Raw genomic sequence first — 26,335 nt, forward strand, 5'->3', positions numbered from 1 at the left:
AGACAACCCCTCAAATGTGCGAACTCTCGCACGATCGTGCGGACATATAGGCGACAATGACGCGGTGACCTCAGCGACTCGACAGCCAGAGACCCCGGCCTCATCCCAGCTCTCGACCTCGTTCGAGCCGGGGGGCACCCCCGGCGTTCCGCCTCGGCTGATCGCCACCGATCTCGACGGCACCCTGCTGCGCGACGACAAGTCGGTCTCCCCGCGCACGATCGCCGCCCTGGCGGCGGCCGAGGAGGCGGGCATCGAGGTCTTCTTCGTCACCGGCCGCCCGGCCCGCTGGATGGACGTGGTCAGCGACCATGTGCACGGCCATGGTCTGGCGATCTGCGGCAACGGGGCCGCCGTGGTCGACCTGCACGGCGGCCCCGGCGCCCACCGCTTCGTGAAGGTGCGGGACCTGGCCCGGGAGAACGCGCTGAACGCCGTACGGCTGGTGCGCGAGGCGGCACCGGGGACGGTGTTCGCGGTCGAGCAGACCTACGGCTTCCACCAGGAGCCGGCCTATCCGAAGCTGCACATGGAGACACCCGACGTCCTCGCGCCGGCCGAGGAACTGCTGGCGCCGGGCGGAGTCGGTGCGGACCAGCCGATCCTGAAGATCCTCGCCTACCACCCCGCGCTGGACCCCGACGCCTTCCTCACCGTCGCCCGCCTCGCCGCCGGCGCGCACGTCACCATCACCCGCTCCAGCCCCAGCGCCCTGCTGGAGATCAGCGGTCCGGACGTCTCCAAGGCGAGCACTCTGGCCCTGTGCTGTGCCGAGCGCGGCATCTCCCACGAGGAGGTCGTCGCCTTCGGCGACATGCCGAACGACGTGGAGATGCTCACCTGGGCCGGCCGGTCCTACGCCATGGGCAACGCGCACCCCGCCGCGGTCGCCGCGGCGTCCGGACGAACGGTCGCCAACAACGAGGACGGCGTCGCGGTCGTCATCGAGCGGCTGCTGGGGGAGCGGCCGTAACGGGCGGGCCAACCGCCGGGGTCGGTCCGGGAACGGGCCGCTACCCCACGCCCACCAGCAGCTCCGTCTGCGCCTCCCGTTCGACCATCCGCCGCAGCGGTCCCGGCAGCGCGGCCAGTTCCGCGTACGGTCCCTGCTGGACGACGCGCCCCTCGTCGAGGACGATCACCTCGTCCACGGCCTCAAGACCGGCCAGACGGTGGGTGATGAGCAGCGTCGTACGGCCCTCGGTGGCGGCCAGCAGATCGGCGGTGAGCGCGTCGGCGGTCGCCACGTCGAGGTGTTCGGCGGGTTCGTCGAGCACCAGCATCGGGAAGCCGGCGAGCAGCGCGCGGGCCAGGGCCAGCCTCTGACGCTGGCCGCCCGACAGCCGGGCGCCGTGCTCGCCGACGAGCGTGTCGAGCCCGTCGGGCAGGGCGTCGACCCACCCGAGCAGCCGGGCCCGCGCGAGGGCGTCCCGCAGGTCGGCCTCGGTCGCGTCCTTCCGCGCGAGGAGCAGGTTCTCGCGGACCGAGCTGTCGAAGAGGTGCGCGTCCTGGGCGCACAGCCCGACCAGCCGCCGTACGTCGTCGCCGGCCAGGGCGCGGGCGTCGACGCCGCCGAGGGTGTACGTGCCCGTCTCCGCGTCGAGGAAGCGCAGCAGTACCTGGGCGAGCGTCGTCTTGCCGGAGCCGGACGGGCCGACCACGGCGACCCTGCGGCCCTCCTGGAGCGTCAGGCCGAGTCCGGTGAGCGCCGCCCGGTCCTGCCCCGCGTACCGCGCCGTCAGGTCGCTGACGACGAGCGGGAACGGCGAGGCGGGCGCCGGCCGCGGCCGCTCCGGTTCACGGACGGGCTCGGGGGCGTCCAGCACCTCGTACACCCGCTCCGCGCTACGGCGTACCCGGTGCCGGTGGCGCACGGCGAGCGGCATGCCGAGGACCGCTTCGAAGGCGGCGAGCGGGGTGAGGACGACGACGGCCATGGCCACGCCGCCGAGCCGCCCGTCGGCGACCGCCTGCGCGCCGACCAGGGCGGCCGCGGCGACGGTCAGTCCGGAGACCAGCGCGGTGAGCCCGTCGCCTAGCGCGGTGGCGGTGGCGGCGCGCGAGGCGATCCGAGTGAGCAGCCAGTCGGCCCGCCGGGTCTCGGCGGTACGGGCCGGCAGGGCGCCGGCGACGATCAGTTCGGCGGTTCCGGTGAGCAGTTCGGTCACACGGGTGGCCAGGGCGCCGCGCGCGGGGGCGAGCCGGTGCTCGGCGCGCCTGGCCACGGCCGCGGTGATCAGCGGGACGCCTGCCCCGGCCGCGAGCAGTCCGGCCGCGAGCACCGCCCCGGCCTCCGGCAGCAGCCAGGCCGTGAAGGCGACGGAAGCGGCGGACACGGTCAGTGCCGCACCGGCGGGCAGCAGCCAGCGCAGCCAGTAGTCCTGGAGCGCGTCCACATCGGCGACGAGCCGCGTCAGCAGGTCACCGCGGCGCATCCGGCGCAGCCCGGCGGGCGCCAGCCGCTCCAGCCTCCGGTAGACGGCCACCCGTGTGTCGGCGAGCATCCGCAGCACCGCGTCGTGCGAGACCAGCCGCTCCGCGTACCGGAAGACCGCACGCCCGATGCCGAAGGCCCTGGTCGCCGTGACGGCCACCATCAGGTAGAGCACGGGCGGCTGCTGGGACGCCCGGGAGATGAGCCACCCGGAGGTGGCCATCAGCCCGACCGCGCTGCCGAGCGCCAGGCTGCCCAGCAGCAGGGCGAGGGCGAGCCGAGCGCGTCGAGGGCCCGACATGGCCCGCACCCGTGAGAGGACGCCTCGCGCGACGGGGCCGCCCTCGGTCCCGGGTCCGGCCGGCGCCGAGAGCGGTCCGGTCTCCGCCCCGGGCGTGGAGCGTGTTTCGGCGGTGCGTGCTTCGTCGGTGCGTGTTTCGGCGACATGTGTTTCGGCGGTGAGAGCCTTGGCCGGCGCAGGCCCGCTCGACTCGGTCCCGTCGAGACGCACGACCCGGTGCACCACGTCCAGCAGTGCGGGCCGGTGCACCACAAGCAGCACCGTCCTGCCCGCGGACAGCCGCCGCACCGCGTCCACGACCTCCGCCTCGGTCGCTCCGTCCAGGGCGGCCGTCGGCTCGTCGAGCAGCAGGACGGGCCGGTCGGCGAGGAACGCCCGAGCGAGCGCGAGCCGCTGCCGCTGCCCGGCGGAGAGCCCGGCCCCGTCCTCCCCGAGCCGGGTCTCCACTGCCTCCGGCAGCGCGTCCACGAACTCCAGCGCGCCGGCGTCGGCCAGCGCCCCGCGCACGGCGGCGTCGTCCGCGTCGGGCCGGGCCAGCCGTACGTTCTCGGCGATCGTCCCCGCGTACAGGTGCGGCCGCTGCGGCACCCAGGCGATGCGCGAGCGCCACTGCTCCAGGTCGATGTCGGCGAGATCCGTTTCCGCGACGCGCACCCGGCCGGCGCTGGGCTTCACGAACCCCAGCAGGACGTTCAGCAGCGTCGACTTGCCCGCGCCGCTCGGCCCGACGAGCGCGACCGTCTCCCCCGGCCGCACGGAGAAGGACACGTCCGTCACCGCGTCCGCGGACCGCCCGGGATAGCGGACGCTCACGTCCTCGAAGGTCAGGGCCCCGGTGGGTACGGCCCCGGTGCCGGACTCCGGCACGAGGGTCTCCAGCACGGCGAAGATCTCCTCGGCGGCCGCCAGGCCCTCCGCCGCCGCGTGGTACTGCGCGCCCACCTGGCGCAGCGGCAGGTACGCCTCGGGCGCGAGCACGAGGATGACCAGCCCGATGTAGAGGTCCATGTCGCCGCTCACGAGCCGCATGCCGATCGTCACGGCGACCAGCGCCACCGACAGGGTGGCGAGCAGTTCCAGGGCGAAGGAGGACAGGAAGGCGATCCGCAGCGTGCGCATGGTCGCTCGCCGGTATTCCCCGGTGATGCGCCGGATCGACTCCGCCTGCGCCTTGGCCCGGCCGAACACCTTGAGGGTCGGCAGCCCGGCGACGACGTCCAGGAAGTGCCCCGACAACTGGGACAGCAGGCGCCACTGGCGGTCCATGCGGGACTGCGTGGCCCAGCCGATCAGCATCATGAAGACCGGGATGAGGGGCAGGGTGGCGACGATGATGGCCGCCGAGACCCAGTCCTCGGTGACGATCCGGGCGAGCACCGCCACCGGGACGGCCACGGCCAGCCCCAACTGAGGCAGATAGCGCGAGAAGTAGTCGTCCAGGGCATCGACACCCCGCGTCGCCAACGCCACGAGCGAGCCCGTGCGCCGGCCGCTCAGCCAGCCGGGGCCGAGCCCCGCCGCACGCTCCAGCAGCCGCCCGCGCAGCTCGGACTTCACCGCCGCGCTCGCCCGGTGCGCGGCAAGCTCGGTCAGCCAGGCGACCAGTGCCCGGCCGCAGGCGACGAGGGCCAGCAGCAGCAGCGGAGTGCGGAGTTCGCCGACCGGCATCCGGTGCTGGAAGGCGCCCACCACCACCTCGGCGATGAGCATCGCCTGAGCGATGACCAGGCATGCCCCGATGGCGCCCAGCCCGACGACAGCCGCGAGGAAGAACCGGGTGGCACGGACGTGACGCAGAAGTCGCGGATCAATCGGTTTCATGGAGAACATGCCCTTCGGCCCCGAGGGTGTGTTTCACGTGAAACACACCCTCATCGGACTCAGTGCGCGGGTTCGGCGAGGTGCTGCGTGCCGATCCGCTTGCGGAACACCCAGTAGGTCCACCCCTGGTAGAGCAGGATGATCGGCGTGGCGATCCCGGCGCACCAGGTCATGATCTTGAGGGTGTACGGGCTGGACGAGGCGTTGGTGACCGTCAGGCTCCAGTCCCCGTTGAGCGTGGACGGCATGACGTTCGGGAAGAGCGACAGGAACAGCATCGCCACGGCGGCCACGATGGTGACGCCCGACAGCGCGAACGCCCAGCCCTCACGCCTCGCCTGGTTCGCCGCCAGCGCGGACACCAGGGTGACCACCGCCACGACGAGCGCCACCAGGCTCCTGCCGTTGCCCGAGTGGGCCTGGGTCCACAGCAGGAAGGCCAACGCCGCCACGGCCGTCACCAGCCCCACGCGCAGGGCCAGCTTCCGCGCCCGCTCACGGATGTCACCGACGGTCTTCAGGGCCGTGAACACCGTGCCGTGGAAGGTGAACAGCGTCAGGGTGACCACTCCGCCGAGGAGCGCGTACGGGTTGAGCAGGTCGGCGACCCCGCCGACGTACTCGAGGTTCCGGTCGATCTTCACACCGTGCACGATGTTGCCGAAGGCCACGCCCCACAGGAAGGCGGGGATCAGCGAACTCCAGAAGAGCGCGTTCTCCCAGTTGCGCTGCCAGTTCTCCTCGGGCCGCTTGGCCCGGTACTCGAAGGCGACTCCGCGCACGATCAGGCAGACCAGGATGACGAGCAGCGGCAGGTAGAAACCGGAGAAGAGGGTGGCGTACCACTCCGGGAAGGCGGCGAAGGTGGCGCCGCCCGCCGTGAGCAGCCAGACCTCGTTGCCGTCCCAGACCGGGCCGATGGTGTTGATCAGCACCCGCTTCTCGGGCCGGTTCCGGGCCAGCAGCTTGGTGAGGATGCCGACCCCGAAGTCGAAGCCCTCCAGGAAGAAGTAGCCGGTCCACAGGACGGCGATGAGAACGAACCAGACGTCGTGCAGTTCCATGGCTGTGCAGCTCCCTCTGCCTAGTACGAGAAGGCCATCGGCTTGTCGGCGTCACGCTCGTCGCCGCCGATCTTCGTGGGCGGGTTGAGGTCGGCCTCCGTGAGCTCGGGCGGGCCGGCCTTGACGTACTTCGCCAGGAGCTTGACCTCGATCACGGCGAGAACGGCGTAGAGCAGTGTGAAGACGGTCATCGAGGTCAGGACCTCGCCCTGGGAGACGCCGGGGGAGACCGCGTGCCGGGTCTGCAGGACGCCGTAGACGACCCACGGCTGGCGGCCCATCTCGGTGAAGATCCAGCCCCAGGAGTTGGCGATCAGCGGGAAGGCCAGCGTCCAGATCGCGATGCGCCAGTACCAGGTGGTCAGCTTCGGGCTGAGCGCCTTGTTCGGCAGCAGCACCAGATGGGGCACCTCGTCGTCGCCGACGCGCAGGTGCTGCGGCAGCAGGAACTTCTTGCGGGTCAGCCACAGTCCCGCGAGGCCGATGGCGAAGGACGCCATGCCGAAGCCGATCATCCAGCGGAATCCCCAGTAGGCGACGGGGATGTTGGGCCGGTAGTCGCCGGGCCCGAACCGCTTCTGCTCGGCCTTGTTGACGTCGTTGATGCCGGGGACGTGGGAGGTGAAGTCGTCGTTGGCGAGAAAGGAGAGCAGGCCGGGTATCTCGATGGCCACCGTGTTGTGGCCCTTGTCGACGTCGCCGTAGGCGAAGACCGAGAACGGCGCCGGCTGCTGTCCGTCCCACAGCGCCTCGGCCGCGGCCATCTTCATCGGCTGCTGCTTGAACATGACCTTGCCGAGGACGTCGCCGCTGACCGCGGTGAGCAGGCCGGCGATGACGACCGTGACCAGGCCGAGCCGCAGCGAGGTCTTCATCTCGCGCACGTGCTTCTTGCGGGTGAGGTGGTAGGCGGCTATGCCGACCATGAAGGCGCCACCGGTCAGGAAGGCGGCGGAGAGCGTGTGGAAGGCCTGGCTGAGCGCCGTGTTCTGGGTCAGCACCGCCCAGAAGTCGGTGAGTTCGGCACGGCCCTTGGCCTCGTTGATCCGGTAGCCGACGGGGTGCTGCATCCACGAGTTGGCTGCGAGGATGAAGTACGCCGACAGGATCGTGCCGAGCGACACCATCCACATGCAGGCCAGGTGGATCTTCTTGGGCAGCTTGTCCCAGCCGAAGATCCACAGTCCGATGAAGGTGGACTCGAAGAAGAACGCGATCAGCGCCTCGAAGGCGAGCGGGGCGCCGAAGATGTCACCGACGAAGCGTGAGTAGTCCGACCAGTTCATGCCGAACTGGAACTCCTGCACGATGCCGGTGACCACGCCCATGGCGATGTTGATCAGGAAGAGCTTGCCCCAGAACTTGGTGGCCCTGAGGTACTTCTCCTTCTCCGTGCGCACCCAGGCGGTCTGCAGCCCGGCCGTCAGGGCGGCCAGCGAGATCGTCAGGGGAACGAACATGAAGTGGTAGACGGTCGTGATGCCGAACTGCCAGCGCGCCAGTGTCTCCGGCGCCAAAGCCAGGTTCACGTCGTCACTCTCCTTACGTCACCGCGATCACGGTGGCGATTCATCCCGATGTGACCTGCACAACAGGCAACAATCGGACTCGCTTGTGAACGCGTTCACATTCACAAGCAATTATGACCCACCGATTTTCAGACGGAGAAGGGGGTCCCCCAGAACCTGGGGAACCCCCTTCTTACACGCTGCCGCGATGTCCTCGGCCGGCCGAGGACCGGCGCGTGTCCGGCCGGATCAGAGCTCCTTGCGGAACGCCTCCGCCGTCTTCAGGAAGATGTCGTTCGCCTCGGCCTCCCCGACGGTCACCCGCACGCCCTCACCCGCGAACGGCCGGACCACCACGCCGGCCCGCTCACAGGCCTCGGCGAAGGAGACCGTCCGCTCCCCCAGCCGCAGCCATACGAAGTTGGCGTGCGTCTCGGGCACCGTCCAGCCCTGTGCGCGCAGCGCGTCGACCACCCGGATGCGCTCGCAGACCAACGAGCCGACCCGGCCCAGCAGCTCGTCCTCGGCACGCAGCGAGGCGATCGCCGCCTCCTGTGCCAGCTGGCTCACGCCGAACGGCACGGCCGTCTTGCGCAGCGCCGCCGCCACCGGCTCGTGGGCGATGGCGAAGCCGACGCGAAGCCCGGCGAGGCCGTACGCCTTCGAGAACGTGCGCAGCACGCAGACGTTCGGCCGGTCGCGGTAGAGCGTCACCCCGTCCGGCACCTCGGCATCGCGGATGAACTCGCGGTAGGCCTCGTCCAGGACCACCAGCACGTCGGAGGGGACGCGGTCGAGGAACCGTTCCAGCTCGGCCCGCCGCACCACCGTGCCGGTCGGGTTGTTCGGGTTGCAGACGAAGATCAGACGCGTGCGTTCGGTGATCGCGTCCGCCATCGCGTCCAGGTCGTGCACGTCACCGGGCGTCAGCGGGACCTGCACGGAGGTCGCCCCGCTGATCTGCGTGATGATCGGGTACGCCTCGAAGGACCGCCAGGCGTACATGACCTCGTCGCCGGGCCCGCTGGTGGCCTGGATCAGCTGCTGGGCGACACCGACGGAACCGGTGCCCGTGGCCACGTGCGAGGCCGGCACCGCGAAGCGCTCGGCCAGTTCACTGGTCAGGCCCGTGCACGCCATGTCCGGGTAGCGGTTGAAGGCGGCGGCCGCCGCCGTCACCGTCTCCATGACCCCCGGCAGCGGCGGATAGGGGTTCTCGTTCGAGGACAGCTTGTAGGCCACCGGGCCGCCGGCCGCGGCGGGCTTCCCCGGCTTGTAGGTGGGGATACCCTCCAGCTCGGCACGCAGCTTCGGGCTTGTCTCACTCACCGCAGTCCTCCTCGTGACCACCACCGGCATCCAATACTGCACACCTTAAGAGGATTGGGCGCCGCTGCGTATGGGTCGGCGACCATCACCTCGTGCGAGGACCGGCCTCTTCCGTCACACCGACATCGGCGGCACGCACGTACGAACACGTACGAATTGGGGGGCGCGTCACACATATATCTATGCGCCGGTGGCTTGCGCCGTGGCGCGCGTCCCCCGTGAAGGTGAGTTGAGACCTCTTCGAAACATCGAAGGGTCGACAGGCCCATGCGTGCCACCACGTCACGTCCTAACCTGATGCCGGGTAACTGACATGGTTTCAAAGGCACTTGACCCCCAACGACCATGCAGAAACGTGCCTGTCAACGCGTGCATATGCGTCCGCACTACCCCACCGCAAGAGCCCTACTATCGGCTCGCCATGACAGCAGCAGGGAAGCACCAGGTGAGCCGCGCGGAAACCTCACGCCGAGGCAGCCGGCCGGGCCGGGCGGGCATCAGAGACGTGGCCGCCGCCGCCGGAGTCTCCATCACGACCGTCTCCGACGCCCTCAACGGCAAGGGACGGCTCCCGGACGCCACCCGGCGCCATGTCCGCGAGGTCGCCGACCGGCTGGGGTACCGCCCCTCGGCCGCGGCCCGCACGCTCCGTACCGGCAAGTCGGGCCTCATCGGTCTGACCGTGACCACGTACGGGGATGAACCTTTCACCTTCACCGAGTTCGCGTACTTCGCCGAGATGGCCCGCGCCGCCACCTCGGCCGCGCTCGCCCGCGGATACGCCCTCGTCATCCTGCCCGCGACCTCGCGCCACGACGTGTGGTCGAACGTCGCCCTGGACGGCACGGTCGTCATCGACCCCTCCGACCAGGACCCCGTCGTCAGCGAACTGGTGCGGCAGGGCTTACCGGTGGTCAGCGACGGCCGCCCGGCCGGCGCGCTCCCGGTCACCGCCTGGGTCGACAACGACCACGAAGCCGCCGTCCTCGGCATCCTCGACCACCTCGCCGAGGCCGGCGCCCGCCGCATCGGTCTGCTGACCGGCACCACGACGGACACCTACACCCACCTGTCGACGACCGCCTACCTCCAGTGGTGCAAGCGCGTCGGCCAGGACCCGGTGTACGAGGCCTACCCCGCCCACGACCCGTGCGCGGGCGCCGTCGCCGCCGACCGGCTGCTGGCCCGCCCCGACCGGCCCGACGCCGTCTACGGACTGTTCGACCCCAACGGCACCGATCTGCTCGCCGCCGCCCGCCGCTACGGCCTGCGCGTCCCCGACGACCTGCTGCTGGTGTGCTGCAGCGAGTCCACGGTGTACGCCAGCACCGAGCCGCCCATCACCACGCTCTCCCTTAAGCCGCGCCGGATCGGCACAGCGGTCGTCCAGCTCCTCATCGACGCCATCGAAGGGGTCGAGTCGGACCGGCCGGTCGAGCAGGTCATACCGACCGAGCTGATCGTGCGCACCTCGTCCCAGCGGCGCACCCAGCGCAGGACCGTCAGCCCGCCCCGCGTGTCGGAGGACCGTTAGGACACGTGCGGCCACCGGCCGCGCAGGACACGAGTGACCCCGCGGCCGCCCGGGACACGGGTGGCCGCGGGGTCGCCGAAGACTGCCCAATCGGGGCGAAAGCCACGGTGAACCGGAGTCCAGTGCCGATTCACCACCCCTGGGTCATCACATGGCGCGATCCGCGTTCCTATGATGGGCCCACGACACCGCGGGCCGCTGCGACCAGGCAGTCCGAAGCGGTGCAGAGGCGGCGCGATGGTGGAGGGGTCGATGACTCAGGGGGCCGGTCAGGGACCCGACGTGGAGCGGGCGGCTACGCTGCGCGACTTCCGGGTTCCCGCGTACGTGAACGAGACCGGCCCGTACGACCACGGCACGCATCCCGCCGAAACGGTCCGGTCGGCCGGGGAGGCGCCCGCGGCGCCCAAGAAGGGCTACTCGGCCGCGTACACGCCCACCGAGCGCGATCTGCCGGTCATCAAGCGCGGTGACACGCTTCAGGCCGCGGCCGACCCGGCCGCCGCGCAGCCCCGGCAGTCCGCCGCCGTCCCGGGGCCGCTCTACGTCGTCGGTGACGTGCACGGCTATCTGGACCAGCTCGTCGGCGCGCTCCAGGCCAAGGGGCTCGTCGACTCCGCCGGCCAGTGGTGCGCGGGCACCGCGCGGCTGTGGTTCCTCGGCGACTTCACCGACCGCGGCCCGGACGGCATCGGCGTCATCGACCTCGTGATGCGGCTGTCCGCGGAGGCGGCCGCGGCCGGCGGCTACTGCAAGGCCCTCATGGGCAACCACGAGCTGCTGCTGCTCGGCGCCAGGCGGTTCGGCGACACCCCCGTCAACTCCGGCGCGGGCACCGCGACCTTCCAGGCGGCCTGGCTGCTCAACGGCGGCCAGAAGTCCGACATGGACCGCCTCCAGGACCACCACCTGCAGTGGATGGCCCGGCTCGACGCCATCGAGGCGGTCGACAGCTACCTGCTCGTGCACTCGGACACCACCTCCTACCTCGACTACGGTGCCTCGATCGAAGAGGTCAACGACACCGTCCGCGAGACGCTCACGCGCAACGACGTGAACGAAGTCTGGGAACTGTTCCGCAAGTTCACCAAGCGCTTCTCCTTCCGGGACGAGGGCGGCGCCGACGCCGTACGCTCCCTGCTCGATACGTACGGCGGTACCCGTATCGTTCACGGCCACAGCCCCATTCCCTATCTGCTGGGCCAAGTCGGCTCCGAGGAGGGCGAGGAGTCCGCGGGTCCGGTCGTGGAGGGACCGCACGTCTACGCCGACGGACTCGCCATCGCCATGGACGGCGGCGTGACCATGGCCGGAAAACTGCTGGTCCAGCAACTGCCCCTCGACGCCTGACCGTTCACCGGGCAGCCCGCCCAGCGGAGACGACCGCGCAGGTCGCCACCCAATTTGTGGAAACCCCCTGTCACCGCGCGCCGTCACGGCTCTACCATCGGCTTATCCGTAGCAGGCTCCCCTCCGTTTCTGCCCGACGGCTCGCCGCCATGCGAGCCCCAAGCCCTACGGAGCATCGGGGGATGCACATGAACAGCGTTCCGCAGCACCTGCTGAGCGAGGACCGCCAGGAATACGAGCGGATCCTCGATGAGGCGCTGCGCTCCGCCCCACACGACCCGGAACTGGCCGCTGCCGGGCAGCGGCTCAACTCGGAACAACTGCGCACCATGGCGCTGAGCGCCACCGCGGTCATAACGGCGGCCGCGGCGACCGAGTACCACCACTACGTCAAGATCCGCGAGGAACTGCGCCGGCCGGCGCCGGCCGTCCCGCCCTCCCTCACCGAGGCCGGCTCCGCCGAGCCGGGCGCGCCGGTCCGGCTCGCGGCCACCATGGGCGAGACCGCCGAGACCCACGGCGCGGGCGCGGGCGCCGTCGTCGCGGTGCTCGCCCCCGTCCTCGCCGGAACCGCCGCGGCCCTCTTCCTGCTCGTCGGCTACATCCTGAGGATGCTGGACCCGGCCCAGGCGTTCGCCCAGTCCATGATCACGGCGGGCTGGGTGTTCGGCGCCCTGACCGCGGCCGCGATCCTCGCCGCCGCCGCCGGGCTGCTGCTCACCGCGCTGCGCAACCGCCCCTCGCTCGACAGCGGCGCCTACGCCGAACTCGGCGAAGAGGTCGCCCAGGCGAGGGACGCCTGGCAGGAGGCTCTGCTCGAACGGGGCATCCTGCCGTTCCTGCGCGACGCGGTCGCCGACTCCCGCTCCCCCGCACCGGGGTACGCGGGGCCGGCCGCACCGACCGGCCGCATGCCTCAACTTGGCTACGACCGGCCAGGTTTCAGCAGCCCGGACGACGGGGCCCCGACCCGCCGCCCGCGCTTCTCCAGCCCCGACTTCACCAGCCCGGACTTCGGAGGCCCGGAAAACCAGCCGGAGTGACCACCATCGGCGTCATCGCCGGAGGCCGCGCTCCCGCCGCCCACCGACGCCCGGAGCGCGTCCCACCACCCCGTCCCGCACTGCGGGCCGGGGCCCGAGGGAGAGCTGCCCAGTCGCTCCCTCAGTCCGCGATGGGCAGGTACACCCTGTTCCCCGCCTCCGCGAACTCCTTCGACTTCTGAGCCATCCCCTCCGCGATCTCGTCCCGGCCGGCGCCGTGTTCACGACGGATGTCCTGCGAGATCTTCATCGAGCAGAACTTCGGGCCGCACATCGAGCAGAAGTGGGCCGTCTTGGCGGGTTCCGCCGGGAGGGTCTCGTCGTGGAACTCCCGTGCCGTGTCCGGGTCGAGGGAGAGGTTGAACTGGTCCTCCCACCGGAACTCGAAGCGGGCGTCGGACAGGGCGTCGTCCCACTCCTGCGCGCCCGGGTGCCCCTTGGCGAGGTCGGCCGCATGGGCGGCGATCTTGTAGGTGATGACGCCGGTCTTGACGTCGTCGCGGTTGGGCAGGCCCAGGTGCTCCTTGGGCGTGACGTAGCAGAGCATCGCCGTGCCCCACCAGGCGATCATGGCCGCGCCGATGCCGGAGGTGATGTGGTCGTACGCCGGTGCGACGTCCGTCGTCAGCGGGCCGAGCGTATAGAACGGAGCCTCATCGCAGATCTCCTGCTGAAGGTCGATGTTCTCCTTGATCTTGTGCATCGGGACATGGCCCGGGCCCTCGATCATGGTCTGTACGTTCAAACGCCTGGCGATCCGCCCGAGTTCCCCGAGCGTGCGCAGTTCCGCGAACTGGGCCTCGTCATTGGCGTCCGCGATCGAACCGGGCCGAAGCCCGTCTCCCAACGAGTACGTGACGTCGTATGCGGCGAGGATCTCGCAGAGCTCCTCGAAGTTCTCGTAGAGGAACGACTCCTTGTGGTGCGCCAGGCACCAGGCGGCCATGATCGAGCCGCCGCGCGAGACGATGCCGGTCTTGCGGTTCGCGGTGAGCGGCACGTAGGCGAGGCGCACCCCGGCGTGGACGGTCATGTAGTCCACGCCCTGTTCGGCCTGCTCGATGACGGTGTCCTTGTAGATCTCCCAGGTCAGTTCCTCGGCCCTGCCGTCCACCTTCTCCAGGGCCTGGTAGAGGGGGACCGTGCCGATGGGGACGGGGGAGTTGCGCAGCACCCACTCCCGGGTGGTGTGGATGTTGCGGCCGGTGGAGAGGTCCATGACCGTGTCGGCGCCCCAGCGGGTCGCCCAGGTCATCTTCTCCACCTCCTCCTCGATGGAGGAGGTCACCGCGGAGTTGCCGATGTTGGCGTTGACCTTCACCAGGAACCGCTTGCCGATGATCATCGGCTCGATCTCCGGGTGGTTGACGTTGGCGGGCAGTACCGCACGGCCCGCCGCGATCTCCTCGCGGACGGTCTCGGGAGCGACGTTCTCCCGGATGGCCACGAACTCCATCTCCGGAGTGATCTCCCCACGGCGCGCGTACGCGAGCTGTGTCACGGCTCGGTCGCCGCGCCCGCGGCGCGGCTGACGCGGCCGTCCGGGGAACACCGCGTCGAGGTTGCGCAGACCGCCGCGTGGCGAGGTGTGCTTGATCCCGTCGTCCTCGGGGCGGACCGGACGGCCCGCGTACTCCTCGGTGTCGCCGCGGGCCACGATCCAGTTCTCCCGCAGCGGCGGCAGGCCCCTGCGGACATCGGTGCCGACGAGCGGGTCGGTGTACGGGCCGGAGGTGTCGTACAGCGTGACCGACTGCCCGTTGGTGAGGTGCACCTGACGGACCGGCACCCGCAGATCGGGCCGTGAGCCCTCCACGTAACCCTTGTGCCAGCCGATGGACTTCCCGGCCTCCCCGTCGGAAGCGGCGGATGCGATCTGCTCCGCGTCGCTGGAGATCTCCTTGGAGGCAGGCGTGCGTACGTCCTTGTTGGTCATGAGACCTACTCCCTACGCCGGCATTACCCGGTAACAGGTTCGGCGGTCGACGCAGCGGTGTCCGTCTGTCGGCGTTTCCTGTGAAACATCGCACGTTCCACGTGAAACATCGCGAAGACGGAGGTCAGCGCCCTCTCAGCCCGGTGCTCCGAGCTCCCGCGTGTGCAAAGGTGGCTCCACGCTAGCGTCCTTTGTGGCGCGGTGAACAGTGGGCCTGTGCCGTTCTTGCGATGATCGGGCGGTGACCACGACAGAGCAGTTCCCCCATCCGCCGCCCGAACCCCGACGCGAACAGGACTTCCGGCACGGCCAGGAAGCCACCGGCACCGGCCACGGGCACGGCGCCAGGCACGGCCCGGGGGACGACCATGGGCACGGCGGCGGGCACGGCCCGGGGGACGCCCACGAGCACGGCCCGGGCAGCGGTGGCGGGCACGGGCACAGTCACAGCCACGGGCCGGCCGCACCGGTGTCGAAGCATCTCCGCAAGGTGATCGCGGCGATCCTGATTCCGTTCGCCGCCCTGGTGGTGGCCGGACTCGCCGCGCTGTGGCCGGGCGGTGCCCCGTCGCACGAGCGCACCGGCGTGGGCTTCGACCGGCAGACCCAGCAGGCCACCGTCGTGGAGGTGCTCGCGGTCAGTTGCAGGTCGGTGAACGCCTCCGGGGACACCCCGACCGGCGACACCTCCACCGCCGAGGGTTCCTCCGCTCAGCAGCAGCAGTCCGGGGCCTGCAAGAAGGCCACGATCCGGGTGGACACCGGCAAGGACAAGGGCCGCACCTTCACCGAGGTCGTACAGCCCGACCAGTCGCGGCAACTGCACCAGGGCGAGAAGGTCGTGGTCGCCTACGAGCCCTCGGCACCCGCGGACCTGCAGTATTCGGTCACGGACGTCGACCGGCGCTTCCCCATGGCGCTGCTGGCCGGTGTCTTCGCACTCGCCGTCGTGGTCGTCGGGCGGATGCGGGGCGTCATGGCGCTGGTCGCGCTCGCCATCAGCTTCCTGGTGCTGAACCTCTTCATCCTGCCCGCGATCCTTCAGGGCTCGAACCCGCTGGTCGTGGCGGTGGTGGGGGCCAGCGCCATCATGCTGATCGCGCTGTACATGTGCCATGGCCTGTCCGCCCGTACCTCGGTCGCGGTGCTCGGCACACTGATCTCGCTGATGCTGATCGGTTTCCTGGGCTCGCTGTTCATCGGATGGGCGGCGCTGACCGGCAACACCGACGACAGCACCGGCCTGATCCACGGCCTGTATCCGTCGATAGACATGAGCGGCCTGCTGCTCGCCGGTGTCATCATCGGCTCGCTCGGCGTCCTGGACGATGTGACGGTGACCCAGACCTCGGCGGTCTGGGAACTGCACGAGGCCAACCCCGCGATGGGCTGGCGCGGGCTGTACCGCGCGGGCATCCGCATCGGACGCGACCACATCGCCTCGGTCGTCAACACCCTCGTCCTCGCGTACGCGGGTGCCGCGCTCCCGTTGCTGCTGCTGTTCTCCATCGCGCAGAGCGGTGTGACGACCGTCGCCACCAGTGAGCTCGTCGCCGAGGAGATCGTGCGCACACTGGTGGGTTCGATCGGCCTGGTCGCCTCGGTGCCGGTCACCACGGCGCTGGCGGCACTCGTGGTCTCGGCCGACCGTCCGGGGCGGTTGGAGGCCGCGGCACCGGCCGCCCTGCCCGCCCCGGCACGCGGGGGGAGGGGCAGGCGCCGCAGGCGCTGACGCCGGGGCCGGGGGCCGTCGGCCTCCGGGCGGTCCGCCCTCGGGGCGGTCGGCGAAGCGTTCCTGCACCCCCTGAGGCCGAGGCGAAGCGTTACGCCCAAATCCCCTGCCGCAAGGTCTCAGCCCGCGCTCTGTTCCTCCGCCAGGATGCGGTCCAGGGCTTCGTCGAGGTGGGCGTCGAAGTCGGCCAGCGCACCCTCCTGCCCCAGGGGCACCAGCTTGTCCGTGCGGTCCAGGAACGCCACCAGGGGCGCCGTCGAAGAGCGGAACAACGCCCGGTCACAGCCGACCTGAAGCCGGATCAGGACCTCGCTCAGCGAGTCGCGGCCGGCCGGTGAGATGCGCACATCACCGTCCCCGCACGGGGTCGCCACCCCGTCGATCAGCAGCTCCCGCCCGAACGCCCAGGTCACCGGGGCGTCTCCGGGCAGATGGAAGGTCAGCCGCACGGCATAGGGATCGCAGGTCTCGTACCGCAACTCCACCGGGATGCGGAAGGAGAGCTCCTCGGACACGAGAAAACTCATCATGACCTCTGCCTGTACGGACTCGCGCATCGTTACCCCGGTGTTTGCCGTCGACTGGCCGGGAATCCATCCCGTGACTGGTGCATCTTGCTGAACGTACACATCGGATCACAAGGAGTGAGTTTTCAGATACTGATAGAGAGCGCCAGAGAGCCCAGACGCCGCCCGACCTCGCGTTGCAACTGGCGCGCCGCGGGCAGCAGCCGATCCGCCTGATGGGCCGGCAGTGAGAGGGCCATCGCGGCCGCCGTGGTGCCCACCGTGATGGGGATCGCCGCGCAGACCGCCCCCAGCGCGTACTCCTGCCGCTCGGTGACCGGCTCCATCGGCCGGATCCGTTCCAGGCGCCGCAGCACCGAGTGGCCGTCACGGACCGTGTACGGGGTGAGGGACTGCACGGGGTAGCGGTCGAGATGGTCACGGCGGTCCCTGTCGTCCAGCTGGGACAGCAGGCACTGGCCGATCGCGTGCGCGTGCCCGGTCTCGCGGAAGCCGGCCCATTCCTCGACCGCCGGTGCGGCGGCCGTGGCGGAGACGCACATGAGCTCGATCTCGCCCTCGCGGTACATCGCGTAGTACACCGGGGCACCGATGGAATCCCGCCACTGGGCGAGCGCCTCGACGATCGTGGAGCGACGTTTCTGCGCGGCGCCGCTGCTGCTCAGCCGTTCAGCGGCCTCGCCGAGGAAGAACAGGCCCCGGTCACGGCGCAGATAGCCCTCGTGGACGAGGGTGCGCAGCAGGTGGTAGGCGGTCGGCAGGGCCAGGCCCGTCTCACGGGCGAGCTGTTTGGCGGGCGCTCCGTGCTCGTGCCGCGCGACGGTCTCCAGCAGGCGCATCGCGCGCTGCACGGACCCGATGAGGGTCGGGGGCTGCTGGGGCTGCGGCTGCTCCGGGACGGTGGACCCGGGCCGTTCCACGGGGGCCGACGAACGCGGCTGCGCCGGGAGGGCCGTCGAGCGGGACGGCTCCCGGGGTACGGGCGGCACGTGCCGTTCTGCGGGTGCGGTGTCAACCGTGGCCAAGGGGTCACTCCCGTAGCGCGAGGGGGCAGCCGTGCGGGAACACGAAGGGGGTGTGCGCCGCCCGCGGGGGCCGGTCCCCGCGTCGATCTCCGGACCTTATCCGCCTGTCACCGCACACGGACGGCTTGTCCGGGAAACTTCCCTCCCGCGAGGGAACCGGCGATTCCCGTTACCGGTCACCGGTGCCCCCTGCCACTCACCAGTCGCTGCGTGAGGACGAACCCGCCAGGAACTTGCGCACGATGTAGATCAGCCCGCCGACCAGGGCCACGAAGATCAGCACCTTGAACAGCAGCCAGACCACGAAGCCGATCACGCTCGCTATCACGCCGCCGAAGACGACCAGAGCGATGACGGGCACCGCGATCCACTTCACCCACCACGGCAGACCCGCGAAGATCTCTCGCATTGCCCTCGTCCTCATCTCTCCGCCGGCGCGGGGCCGGGTCCTGTCGGCGGCCCGCACTCCCCGGTGCGGGCCCTGCCGGTGTTCTGCATTCGATGCTAGAGCCGAGAAGGCGCCCGCGGGGCCCTCGCATCCCTTGTCCTGCCCTGACCGGTCCCCTAGGGAACCCCGAGACGCCGCCTCAGGCTTCCGGGGGAGAGAACACCACGAGGACCCGCAGATCCTCGCTGATGTGGTGGAACTTGTGGGCGACTCCGGCCGGTACGTACACGACGCTGCCGCGGGCCACCTCGGTCGTCTCCAGACCGACCGTGATCGAGGCACGGCCGCTCACGACGAAGTACACCTCGTCCTGGCTGTGCGGCTTCTGCGGGTCGTGCCCGCCGGCGTCGAGCGCGTACAGACCGACCGACATGTTCCGCTCGCGCAGGAACTGAAGGTAGGCGCCCTCGTTGGCGGCTCGTTCCGCCTCCAGTTCGTCCAGCCGGAATGCCTTCATCGTCCTCGCCCGTACTCGTAATCGATCTGGTCTGCCACGATCAGACACATGAAGAATTTCGTAGTCAAGACGATCGCCAACGCGGGTGCCCTGGCGGTCGCCGTGTGGGTGCTCGACAAGATCACCCTTACCGGGGACAGCACCGCCAAGAAGGCCGGCACGCTGATCGTCGTCGCCCTGATCTTCGGCCTGGTGAACTTCCTGGTCAAGCCGGTGGTGAAGGTGCTGACCTTCCCGTTGTTCATCCTGACACTGGGCCTGATCACCTTGGTGGTCAACGCGCTGATGCTGCTGTTGACGTCGTGGGTGTGCGGCAGGCTCCATCTGAGCTTCCACGTCGAGGGCTTCTGGACGGCCGTCCTGGGCGGCCTGATCGTCTCGGTCGTCTCCTGGGCGCTGAACCTGGTCCTGCCGGACGAGGACTGACCCGAGGGGCCGGGAAAGCAGCCCGAGAGAGAAGTGGGCGGCGGGCCGCGCTCGGCCCACCGCAGGACGACAGCAGGCGAAGGAAGGCAGGCCGGCATGAACCACTCCGCTGCGGACGACCCGAACGGCACGCGGGGGCAGCCCCGTTTCCCCACCGGTGCGGGCGACGGCACACGTGCGGTGCGGGCCGGTCTGCCCGAACCGGTCAAGCACGAACCGACGCTGCCGGGGCCGGTGTTCGCCGCCCACTTCCATCTGCCGGGCGATCCCACGGGCCCCTACACCTACGGCCGCGACGAGAACCCGACCTGGACGCTGCTCGAGCGCGCCATCGGCGAGCTGGAGGCACCCGGGCAGGAGGGCGTCGAGACGCTGGTGTTCGCCTCCGGCATGGCCGCCGTCTCGTCGGTGCTCTTCTCCCAGCTGCGCGCCGGGGACGCGGTGGTGCTGCCCAGCGACGGCTACCAGGCGCTGCCCCTGGTGCGCGAGCAGCTTCAGGAGTACGGGATCGAGGTGCGTACGGCACCGACCGGCGGGGACGCCCAGCTCGACGCGCTGGACGGGGCACGGCTGCTGTGGATCGAGTCCCCGTCGAACCCGGGCCTGGACGTGTGCGACATCCGGCGGCTGGTCGAGGCGGCACACGCGCGTGGCGCCCTGGTCGCCGTCGACAACACGCTGGCGACCCCGCTCGGGCAGCGGCCGTTGGCCCTGGGCGCGGACTTCTCCGTGGCCAGCGGGACCAAGCAGCTCACCGGGCACGGCGACATCCTGCTGGGGTACGTCGTGGGCCGTGGCGGCGAGGCCATGGCGGCCGTACGCCGCTGGCGCAAGATCGTCGGCGCGATCCCGGGGCCGATGGAGGCCTGGCTCGCCCACCGGTCGATCGCCACCCTGCAACTCCGGGTCGACCGGCAGAACGCCTCCGCCCTGGCTCTCGCCGAGGCGCTGCGCGGACGCCCCGAGGTGACCGGGCTGCGATACCCCGGGCTGCCCGACGACCCCTCGCACAAGACCGCCGCACGGCAGATGCGGCGCTATGGGTGCGTGGTGTCCTTCACGCTGCCCACGCGTGCGCGTGCCGAGCGTTTCCTCGACGCGCTGCGGCTCGTGGACCCCGCGACGAGCTTCGGCGGGGTGCGCTCCACCGCCGAGCGGCGTGGACGCTGGGGCGGCGACGCGGTGCCGGAGGGCTTCATCCGGATGTCCGTGGGCGCGGAGGACGCCGAGGACCTGGTGGCGGATGTGCTGCGGGCTCTGGAGGAGTCGGCGGAGTCGGCCCACTGACCGCTTCCCGGACAGCAGCCGCTTCCCGGTGGGTCCCTGGTGGACCGCCCCGCGGATCCCTGACTCGCCGTCGGTTCCCGTCCGTTCCCGTCCGTTTTCGTCCTTGTACGGCAGGCGGTCCGAGCCTCCCCCCTCGTGGCTCGGACCGCCTTCGGTTCCGCGCGCAAGAACCGCGCGAACCAGGCTAGTTGACTCTCTGTCAGTGTCCAATCACGGTAGCGACAGAGACCTATCGACATATTTATAGTTGGGCGGGGCCGGGGGGTCGTGTGCGACAGGGCACCAAGAGGGGTGGGCGTGCCATGGATCTGGCGTTGCTGCGCACGTTCGTGACCGTGCACCGCGCGGGCTCCTTCACCCGCGCCGCGGCGCTCCTCGGCCTCTCCCAGCCGGCCGTCACCTCACAGATCCGCACGCTGGAACGGCAGTTGGGACGTCCCCTGTTCCTGCGCAGGGCCCGTGGTGTGACGCCCACGACGATCGGCGACGAGCTCGCACACAAGGCCGCGCCGCACCTGGACGCGCTCGTGGAGATCACCGAGACCGGCCTGGACGAAGAGTCCTCCCTGCGCACACTGCATCTGGCCGGGCCGCCGGAGTTCGTCGCGGAACGGGCCCTTCCCGCACTGACCGGGCTGACCGGCGACGACGGTCAGGGCTTCGCGCTGCGCACCTCCTTCGGGACCGCCGAGGAGGCCCTGGCCGGACTGTCCGCCGGACATCACGATCTGGCCATCAGCACGGCCCGGCCGCGCGGCGGGCTGCTCACGGCGGCTCCGCTGTGCGACGAGGAGCACGTCCTGGTCGCCGCTCCGCGCTGGGCCGAGCGGATCGCCCCGGCGACACCGCGCCACACGGTCGCGCCCGCCCTGGAGACCATCCCCGTGATCGAAGTCCACGAGTCGCTCCCCTTCACCTCCCGCTACTGGGGCTCGGTCTTCGACACCCGGCCCGCGGCCTCCGGCACGGTGATCGTCCCCGATCTGCGTGCGGTCCTCGCCTGCGTGGTGGCGGGCGCGGGGCTCGCGGTGCTGCCCCGGTATCTGTGCGCGGCCGCCCTGGGGCGGGGCGAGATCGTGCCCCTGCATGAGCCGGCGGTACCGCCGCTGCGCACCTACTTCCTCGCGGTCCGCGCCGGAACGCTGGCGCTGCCGCACATCGCGCGGGCCCATGAGTGGCTGCTGCGGGCGGCGGCCGCCTGGTACTGAGCGAAAGAGAGGGGCGCGGAGTGAGACCGAGGCGGCGTGCAATGTTTCACGTGGAACCAGCCGGGCCACATTTCCCCCATGACCGTCCGACCCGTGGTCAAGCGCACCGCACGCGCCGTTCTCCTCGACGGTGACGACCTGATCCTGATCAAGCGCACCAAGCCAGGTGTCGATCCCTACTGGGTCACTCCCGGGGGCGGGGTCGAGCCCGGAGACGCGACTGTCGTCGACGCCCTGCACCGCGAGGTGCACGAGGAACTCGGCGCCAAGATCGTCGATGTGGTGCCCTGCTTCGTGGACACCGTGGAGCACATCGGCGAGGACGGCGGCGCGACCGGTGTGAAGGTTCAGCACTTCTTCGTCTGCCGGCTGGAGTCCATGAACCCCGCCCACCGGCATGGCCCCGAGGTGGACCAGCCCGCCGGGGAGTACGAGATCGTGCGTGTGCCGTTCACCCGGGTCGGCATCGCCTCCGTCCACCTGGTCCCGCTGTCGCTGCGCCACTACCTCGACGGGAACATCGAAGGCGTGCGGGCCATGCACGCTCCCGACCTCGGCTGAGACACCGATCGGCCCCGCGTGGCCAAAAGCACGTATGTGTGATCCCAAACAGGTGGACGCCGAGGGGGTCCTTCGGACAGCCTGACCTGCGTGTCGACTCCTTCTCCCGCGCATTTCCCCATCCGCCGCCTGACGCTCCGCGATCTCACCGCCTGCGCCGACTTGTCCGAGAACCGGGGATGGCCGCGGGAGGAGCACAAGTGGAGCTTCCTCCTGACGGCCGGGACGGGCTACGGCATCGACGACCTGGCCGGAGGGCTCGTCGCCGCGTGTGTCGTGAGCGAGTACGGACCGCAGGGCCGCCCGGATCTCGGCGCCATCGGCATGGTCCTGGTCGCCGAACGACATGCCCGCCAGGGAATCGGACGGCGGATGATGCGCCATGTCGTCTCGTCGATGGGCAGCACCCCCCTCACCCTCCACGCGACACCGTTCGGCCGCCCGCTCTACGAAGAGCTGGGGTTCAAGGTCACCGGCAGGGCGGAGATGGTGGTCGGGCACTTCTCTCCGGACGGGCCGGACGAGCCGCGATCTCGTATCGCCACGCGCGCGGCCACCGCGGCGGACCTCCCGGGCATCCTCCGGCTCGACGAGGAGGTGTTCGGCGTCGATCGGACCCCGGCCATCACGCGACTGCCCGCGTTCGCCGACCAGTTGCGCGTCGCCGAGGAACGCGGCCGGATCATCGGGTACGCGGCGGCCTGGCCCAACATGGACACCCATGTCGTGGGCCCCCTGATCGCCCAGGACACGGAGACGGCCAAGGCCCTGATCGCCTCCCTTGCCGCCGGAACCGACCGCCGGCTGCGTACCGACATCGACGTACGCCACGAGGAGCTGCTGTCCTGGGTGACGGAACGCGGGCTGGCACCGGTGTCCAGCAACGACGTCATGATGTACGGCATCACGGAGCCGCCCGGGGACTGGACCCGCCGGTTCGCTCCGCTCACTGTCGCGGCGGGCTGAGAGACGAGCTCAGTAGTTGCAGGCACGCGATATCTTTAAAGGCCGTCTATTGCTGCGCTGCTCTATCCTGGACTCAGCCGCTCCGGGACGGAGGAGACGCCCATGACAGCGACGGATCCCGCGCTGACCGCCCTTGCCCAGGGCTGGTCCGCGCTCGCCCTGCTGCACGGCAGGATCGAGACGCGCATCGAGCGAGCCCTGCAGGCCGGGCACGATCTGAGCGTGCGCGAATACTCCCTGCTCGACGTGCTCAGCCGGCAGCACGACGGCGAGGGCGGCCATCTGCAGATGAAGCAGGTCGCGGACGCGGTTGTCCTCAGCCAGAGCGCCACCACCCGTCTGGTCACCCGGCTCGAGGACCGCGGTCTCCTGGAGCGCTACCTGTGCCCCACCGACCGCCGCGGCATCTACACCAATGTCACCGAAGCCGGCCTCAAGCTCCTGGCGGAGGCCCGGCCCACCAACGACGGGGCCCTGCGCGAGGCACTCGACGAAGCCGCGAAGAACCCGGATCTGGCACCCCTGGTCCGGGCCGTCGAGTCCCTGCACGCGACCGCCCCGGCATAGCCCCGGCGGGAACCGCACCACCGCATAGGGTGCGGACCATGGAAGATCTCGCCATACGAGCCGCTGTCGCCGCCGACGTTCCCGCCATCGTGGCCATGCTCGCGGACGACCCACTGGGGGCACGGCGCGAGTCCCCGGACGACCTCGCGCCCTACCTGGCCGCGCTGGAGCGGCTCAGCACCGATCCCCACCAGCACCTGATGGTCGCCGAACGGGAGGGCCGTGTCGTCGGCACGCTCCAGCTCACGATCATTCCGGGCCTGTCCCGGCGCGGCTCCACCCGGTCGATCATCGAAGGCGTCCGCATCCACGCGGACGAGCGCGGCAGCGGGCTGGGCACGCGGCTCATCGAGTGGGCCGTCGACACCTCACGACGTGAGGGCTGCCAGTTGGTCCAGCTCACTTCGGACAAGACCCGCACCGACGCCCACCGCTTCTACGAGCGGCTGGGCTTCGAAGCCTCACACGTGGGATTCAAGCTCCCCTTGTGAGTACGACGAAGACAAACAAGCCGAGGGGTGGGCGTTTCACGTGAAACGCCCACCCTTTGGTCGTGGGGGCCTTCCTGGCGCTATCCGATGCCTCGCCACCCCTCCGGGTCCACACCGCCGGGCACGGAAGCCTCCACGTCGTACGGCTGACGCGTGAACACGAACGACCCGAGGTCCAGATGGTCCACGGACCCGTCCGGCCGCCGCACCACGCGCAGCACCTCTCCCGCGTAGTAGCCCTCCAGCCCCGTCCAGGTCCCGTCACCGTTCGCCCGGAACCGCGAGCGCCGGCCGTTGCCGGACAGCGGCTCCAGCGAGGCGAGCCCGTCGGCCGTCAGCCGCAGGCCGAAGCCGTACGTCCCCCAGTACCACTGCCCCGCCAGTTCCAGCACCGACGGCTCAACCTTCCGCAGCGGCCGCCAGGGCTCCGGGATCCGCGGCTCGGCGTCGGCGACGATCCGCACGAGGTCGGCCGCCACCGTGGCGAGGGCCGGCCCGGACGTGCAGTTCGCCAGCACCACCGCGGCCACGTCGTCCTCCACGCCGATGGTGAGCGAGGCCAGAAAGCCCGGGAGCGACCCACCGTGCCCGACGAGGAGCCGCTCGCCCCACCGCCGCACCTCGAGCCCCAGACCGTACGCGTACCCGGACGCCACGTCCGCCGCCTCGGGCGGCGCCGCCGGAGTCCTCATCTCGCGAAGCGACCCGGCGCTCAGCACCCGGTCGTCCCCCTGCACCAGGAAGGCGGCGAAGCGGGCCAGATCCCCTGTCGTGGACCACAGTTGCCCGGCCGGAGCCATCCGCCCGAGGTCCTCGGCGGGCTCGGGCAGCAGCACATCGGCCCAGGGATGCACCGCCCAGCCGCCCGCGTGCGGCGCCTCGGGACGGGCACCCGTGCGGTGCAGACCCAGGGGTTCGAGCACTTCCCGCCGAAGAACCTCCTCCCAGGGAGCGCCCCGCAACTCCTCGACGAGCGCGCCCAGCAGGGTGTAGCCGGGATTCGAGTAGTGGAACCGCCGGCCGACCGGATGCCGCAACGGCTCCTCGCCCAGCACATCGGCCAGTTCGGGACGCAGGGCGCCCGGTGACCTCTCCCACCAGGGCGCCGGCGACTCGGCGGCCAACCCGCCCGTGTGCGCCAGCAGTTCAGCCACGGTCGCCTCCCCCGCACCGGTGCCCGGCAGATGCTTCTCCAGCCGATCCGCGAGGTCGAGCAGGCCCTCGTCGCGCAGCCGCAGAACGAGAACGGCGGTGAAGGTCTTGGTGATCGAGCCGATGCGGTACTGCGTGTTCTGGTCCGGTGCGTGTCCGTCCACCGACGTCCGCGCACCGGACCAGACCGTCCGCCCCTCCCGCACGACCGCGGCGACGAGCGACGGCGCCCGCCCCTCGGCCTGGGCCACGGCGATCCGGTGCAGCAACGCCCGGCGAGTACTGGGAAGCAGGTCGTCCTGAGATGTCGTCATGCCCTCAGTCCACCCGGAGCACCGGGCACACGTCGAGCACATTTCTCCGGACGTGCTCATCCGGGTCCTGCGGCTGCCGGCGGTCTTGCCGCCGCCCCGGCCCTGGCTGCCGCCGATCTCCTCGCGAGGGCGAGGTCGAGATCAGGCGGCTTGCCCGTGTCGGCCGAGTACACCACGCTGAGCCCCGAGCACGAGGACTACCGGCGAGCCCGGATCGCGCACCGATGAGTTTCCCGAGCCGCGCCGGTCTATACGACGGACACCCACGGACGGAAGGCTGGGCCATGCGGAAACTGATCTACGGCATGAACCTGACTCTGGACGGCTACATCGCCGCGGCCGGCGACGACATCGGCTGGAGCGGACCGCCGAGCCACGAGCTGTTCCAGTGGTGGCTCGACCACGAGCAGGCGAGTGGCCTGTCGCTGTACGGGCGCAAGCTGTGGGAGACGATGAGCTCCTACTGGCCGACCGGCGACCAGCAGCCCAACGCCACTCCGGCGGAGATCGAGTTCGCGCGGAACTGGCGAGACACGCCGAAGGTGGTGTTCTCCTCGACGATCGACAAGGTCGACTGGAACACCCGCCTGGTCACCGGCGACGCGATCGACGAGATCACCCGGCTCAAGGCCGAGGACGGCGGCCCAATGAACATCGGCGGCGCAACGCTTGCCGGGGCGGCCATGCGCGCCGGGCTGATCGACGAGTACGTGATCGCCGCCCATCCGGTCCTGGTGGGCGGCGGCACGCCGTTCTTCACCACGCTGGACAGCTGGGTGAACCTGAACGTGGTGGAGACGCGGACGTTTCCCGGCGGCGTGGTCGTGACCAGGTACGAGACGAGGCGCTGAGCA

General features: G+C 70.6%; 23 protein-coding genes and 1 riboswitch. Of the genes, 13 read left to right on the plus strand and 10 right to left on the minus strand.

What is annotated here, in order from left to right:
- Positions 1 to 64: 64 nt before the first annotated feature.
- Positions 65 to 973 (plus strand): HAD-IIB family hydrolase, encoded by a 909-nt coding sequence (locus tag ACF09J_RS03975; RefSeq protein WP_392303784.1) that lies wholly within the window; start codon positions 65 to 67, stop codon positions 971 to 973.
- A gap of 40 nt (positions 974 to 1,013) precedes the next feature.
- Here ACF09J_RS03975 and cydD read toward each other — a convergent pair whose 3' ends face one another.
- The 4 genes from cydD to hisC form a co-directional block, all read right to left on the minus strand.
- On the minus strand, positions 1,014 to 4,556 hold the full coding sequence (gene cydD, locus ACF09J_RS03980; RefSeq protein ID WP_392303785.1) for a thiol reductant ABC exporter subunit CydD: 3,543 nt from the start codon (positions 4,554 to 4,556) through the stop codon (positions 1,014 to 1,016).
- Between the two features lie 59 nt (positions 4,557 to 4,615).
- Positions 4,616 to 5,620 carry a cytochrome d ubiquinol oxidase subunit II gene (cydB, locus tag ACF09J_RS03985; RefSeq protein WP_392303786.1) on the minus strand — a complete coding sequence of 335 codons (1,005 nt, stop codon included), beginning with the start codon at positions 5,618 to 5,620 and terminating at the stop codon, positions 4,616 to 4,618.
- A gap of 20 nt (positions 5,621 to 5,640) precedes the next feature.
- Positions 5,641 to 7,149, minus strand: a complete 1,509-nt coding sequence (locus ACF09J_RS03990) for a cytochrome ubiquinol oxidase subunit I (RefSeq protein ID WP_392303787.1) — start codon at positions 7,147 to 7,149, stop codon at positions 5,641 to 5,643.
- 228 nt (positions 7,150 to 7,377) lie between these two features.
- On the minus strand, positions 7,378 to 8,457 hold the full coding sequence (gene hisC / locus ACF09J_RS03995) for a histidinol-phosphate transaminase (protein ID WP_392303788.1): 1,080 nt from the start codon (positions 8,455 to 8,457) through the stop codon (positions 7,378 to 7,380).
- A gap of 421 nt (positions 8,458 to 8,878) precedes the next feature.
- On the opposite strand from hisC, the gene ACF09J_RS04000 reads away from it, so the two are divergent.
- The 3 genes from ACF09J_RS04000 to ACF09J_RS04010 all read left to right on the plus strand — a co-directional run bounded on the left by ACF09J_RS04000 (position 8,879) and on the right by ACF09J_RS04010 (position 12,384).
- Entirely contained in the window at positions 8,879 to 9,991 is a 1,113-nt protein-coding gene (locus ACF09J_RS04000; RefSeq protein ID WP_392303789.1) for a LacI family DNA-binding transcriptional regulator, read from the plus strand.
- 252 nt (positions 9,992 to 10,243) lie between these two features.
- Complete coding sequence (locus tag ACF09J_RS04005) at positions 10,244 to 11,341, plus strand: metallophosphoesterase (protein ID WP_392303790.1); 1,098 nt, start codon at positions 10,244 to 10,246, stop codon at positions 11,339 to 11,341.
- 182 nt (positions 11,342 to 11,523) lie between these two features.
- Positions 11,524 to 12,384 carry a hypothetical protein gene (locus tag ACF09J_RS04010; RefSeq protein WP_392303791.1) on the plus strand — a complete coding sequence of 287 codons (861 nt, stop codon included), beginning with the start codon at positions 11,524 to 11,526 and terminating at the stop codon, positions 12,382 to 12,384.
- Positions 12,385 to 12,505: 121 nt separating this feature from the next.
- Here the strand turns inward: ACF09J_RS04010 and thiC are convergent, their stop codons facing one another.
- Positions 12,506 to 14,320 (minus strand): phosphomethylpyrimidine synthase ThiC, encoded by a 1,815-nt coding sequence (thiC, locus tag ACF09J_RS04015; RefSeq protein ID WP_392303792.1) that lies wholly within the window; start codon positions 14,318 to 14,320, stop codon positions 12,506 to 12,508.
- A riboswitch (TPP riboswitch) is annotated at positions 14,313 to 14,490 on the minus strand. (Overlaps the previous gene by 8 nt.)
- 71 nt (positions 14,491 to 14,561) lie before the next feature.
- Between thiC and ACF09J_RS04020 the strand changes: the two genes are divergently transcribed.
- Positions 14,562 to 16,052, plus strand: coding sequence for a YibE/F family protein (locus ACF09J_RS04020; protein ID WP_392303793.1), 1,491 nt, complete (start codon positions 14,562 to 14,564; stop codon positions 16,050 to 16,052).
- 119 nt (positions 16,053 to 16,171) lie between these two features.
- Here ACF09J_RS04020 and ACF09J_RS04025 read toward each other — a convergent pair whose 3' ends face one another.
- From ACF09J_RS04025 to ACF09J_RS04040, 4 genes are all read right to left on the minus strand, one after another.
- Positions 16,172 to 16,609: an SsgA family sporulation/cell division regulator gene (locus tag ACF09J_RS04025; protein WP_392303794.1), complete on the minus strand. Its 438-nt coding sequence runs from the start codon at positions 16,607 to 16,609 to the stop codon at positions 16,172 to 16,174.
- Positions 16,610 to 16,704: 95 nt separating this feature from the next.
- Entirely contained in the window at positions 16,705 to 17,604 is a 900-nt protein-coding gene (locus ACF09J_RS04030) for an IclR family transcriptional regulator (protein ID WP_392303795.1), read from the minus strand.
- Positions 17,605 to 17,800: 196 nt separating this feature from the next.
- Positions 17,801 to 18,013, minus strand: coding sequence for a DUF5326 family protein (locus tag ACF09J_RS04035; protein WP_392303796.1), 213 nt, complete (start codon positions 18,011 to 18,013; stop codon positions 17,801 to 17,803).
- A gap of 178 nt (positions 18,014 to 18,191) precedes the next feature.
- Complete coding sequence (locus tag ACF09J_RS04040) at positions 18,192 to 18,509, minus strand: cupin domain-containing protein (RefSeq protein WP_392303797.1); 318 nt, start codon at positions 18,507 to 18,509, stop codon at positions 18,192 to 18,194.
- A 48-nt stretch (positions 18,510 to 18,557) separates the two neighbouring features.
- Here ACF09J_RS04040 and ACF09J_RS04045 point away from each other — a divergent pair, with 48 nt between their 5' ends.
- The 7 genes from ACF09J_RS04045 to ACF09J_RS04075 all read left to right on the plus strand — a co-directional run bounded on the left by ACF09J_RS04045 (position 18,558) and on the right by ACF09J_RS04075 (position 24,015).
- Positions 18,558 to 18,935 carry a phage holin family protein gene (locus tag ACF09J_RS04045; protein ID WP_392303798.1) on the plus strand — a complete coding sequence of 126 codons (378 nt, stop codon included), beginning with the start codon at positions 18,558 to 18,560 and terminating at the stop codon, positions 18,933 to 18,935.
- A 96-nt stretch (positions 18,936 to 19,031) separates the two neighbouring features.
- Positions 19,032 to 20,222 carry a cystathionine gamma-lyase gene (locus ACF09J_RS04050; protein ID WP_392303799.1) on the plus strand — a complete coding sequence of 397 codons (1,191 nt, stop codon included), beginning with the start codon at positions 19,032 to 19,034 and terminating at the stop codon, positions 20,220 to 20,222.
- Positions 20,223 to 20,524: 302 nt separating this feature from the next.
- Positions 20,525 to 21,430 carry a LysR family transcriptional regulator gene (locus tag ACF09J_RS04055; protein ID WP_392303800.1) on the plus strand — a complete coding sequence of 302 codons (906 nt, stop codon included), beginning with the start codon at positions 20,525 to 20,527 and terminating at the stop codon, positions 21,428 to 21,430.
- Between the two features lie 78 nt (positions 21,431 to 21,508).
- Positions 21,509 to 21,991, plus strand: a complete 483-nt coding sequence (locus ACF09J_RS04060) for an NUDIX domain-containing protein (protein WP_392303801.1) — start codon at positions 21,509 to 21,511, stop codon at positions 21,989 to 21,991.
- A gap of 90 nt (positions 21,992 to 22,081) precedes the next feature.
- Positions 22,082 to 22,957, plus strand: a complete 876-nt coding sequence (locus tag ACF09J_RS04065) for a GNAT family N-acetyltransferase (RefSeq protein WP_392303802.1) — start codon at positions 22,082 to 22,084, stop codon at positions 22,955 to 22,957.
- 102 nt (positions 22,958 to 23,059) lie between these two features.
- A complete protein-coding gene (locus ACF09J_RS04070) occupies positions 23,060 to 23,524 on the plus strand; it encodes a MarR family winged helix-turn-helix transcriptional regulator (protein WP_392303803.1) in 465 nt (154 codons plus the stop codon).
- A 38-nt stretch (positions 23,525 to 23,562) separates the two neighbouring features.
- Positions 23,563 to 24,015 carry a GNAT family N-acetyltransferase gene (locus ACF09J_RS04075; protein WP_392303804.1) on the plus strand — a complete coding sequence of 151 codons (453 nt, stop codon included), beginning with the start codon at positions 23,563 to 23,565 and terminating at the stop codon, positions 24,013 to 24,015.
- Positions 24,016 to 24,095: 80 nt separating this feature from the next.
- On the opposite strand, the gene ACF09J_RS04080 is transcribed toward ACF09J_RS04075, so the two are convergent.
- Positions 24,096 to 25,481, minus strand: a complete 1,386-nt coding sequence (locus tag ACF09J_RS04080; RefSeq protein WP_392303805.1) for a serine hydrolase domain-containing protein — start codon at positions 25,479 to 25,481, stop codon at positions 24,096 to 24,098.
- Positions 25,482 to 25,765: 284 nt separating this feature from the next.
- On the opposite strand from ACF09J_RS04080, the gene ACF09J_RS04085 reads away from it, so the two are divergent.
- A complete protein-coding gene (locus ACF09J_RS04085) occupies positions 25,766 to 26,332 on the plus strand; it encodes a dihydrofolate reductase family protein (RefSeq protein WP_392303806.1) in 567 nt (188 codons plus the stop codon).
- The last annotated feature ends 3 nt before the right edge of the window (positions 26,333 to 26,335 follow it).

It is taken from the genome of Streptomyces sp. NPDC014889 (assembly GCF_043081205.1).
GTDB lineage: Bacteria > Actinomycetota > Actinomycetes > Streptomycetales > Streptomycetaceae > Streptomyces.

Coding starts and splice junctions, on each gene's coding strand:
- ACF09J_RS04055 (WP_392303800.1), top strand. CDS start 20,525: ATGGATCTGGCGTTGCTGCGCACGTTCGTGACCGTGCACCGCGCGGGC.
- ACF09J_RS04060 (WP_392303801.1), top strand. CDS start 21,509: ATGACCGTCCGACCCGTGGTCAAGCGCACCGCACGCGCCGTTCTCCTC.
- ACF09J_RS04080 (WP_392303805.1), bottom strand. CDS start 25,481: ATGACGACATCTCAGGACGACCTGCTTCCCAGTACTCGCCGGGCGTTG.
- ACF09J_RS04025 (WP_392303794.1), bottom strand. CDS start 16,609: ATGCGCGAGTCCGTACAGGCAGAGGTCATGATGAGTTTTCTCGTGTCC.
- ACF09J_RS04000 (WP_392303789.1), top strand. CDS start 8,879: ATGACAGCAGCAGGGAAGCACCAGGTGAGCCGCGCGGAAACCTCACGC.
- ACF09J_RS04005 (WP_392303790.1), top strand. CDS start 10,244: ATGACTCAGGGGGCCGGTCAGGGACCCGACGTGGAGCGGGCGGCTACG.
- ACF09J_RS04070 (WP_392303803.1), top strand. CDS start 23,060: ATGACAGCGACGGATCCCGCGCTGACCGCCCTTGCCCAGGGCTGGTCC.
- ACF09J_RS04085 (WP_392303806.1), top strand. CDS start 25,766: ATGCGGAAACTGATCTACGGCATGAACCTGACTCTGGACGGCTACATC.
- ACF09J_RS04035 (WP_392303796.1), bottom strand. CDS start 18,013: ATGCGAGAGATCTTCGCGGGTCTGCCGTGGTGGGTGAAGTGGATCGCG.
- ACF09J_RS04050 (WP_392303799.1), top strand. CDS start 19,032: ATGAACCACTCCGCTGCGGACGACCCGAACGGCACGCGGGGGCAGCCC.
- thiC (WP_392303792.1), bottom strand. CDS start 14,320: ATGACCAACAAGGACGTACGCACGCCTGCCTCCAAGGAGATCTCCAGC.
- cydB (WP_392303786.1), bottom strand. CDS start 5,620: ATGGAACTGCACGACGTCTGGTTCGTTCTCATCGCCGTCCTGTGGACC.
- ACF09J_RS04040 (WP_392303797.1), bottom strand. CDS start 18,509: ATGAAGGCATTCCGGCTGGACGAACTGGAGGCGGAACGAGCCGCCAAC.
- ACF09J_RS04010 (WP_392303791.1), top strand. CDS start 11,524: ATGCACATGAACAGCGTTCCGCAGCACCTGCTGAGCGAGGACCGCCAG.
- ACF09J_RS04045 (WP_392303798.1), top strand. CDS start 18,558: ATGAAGAATTTCGTAGTCAAGACGATCGCCAACGCGGGTGCCCTGGCG.
- ACF09J_RS04075 (WP_392303804.1), top strand. CDS start 23,563: ATGGAAGATCTCGCCATACGAGCCGCTGTCGCCGCCGACGTTCCCGCC.
- cydD (WP_392303785.1), bottom strand. CDS start 4,556: ATGAAACCGATTGATCCGCGACTTCTGCGTCACGTCCGTGCCACCCGG.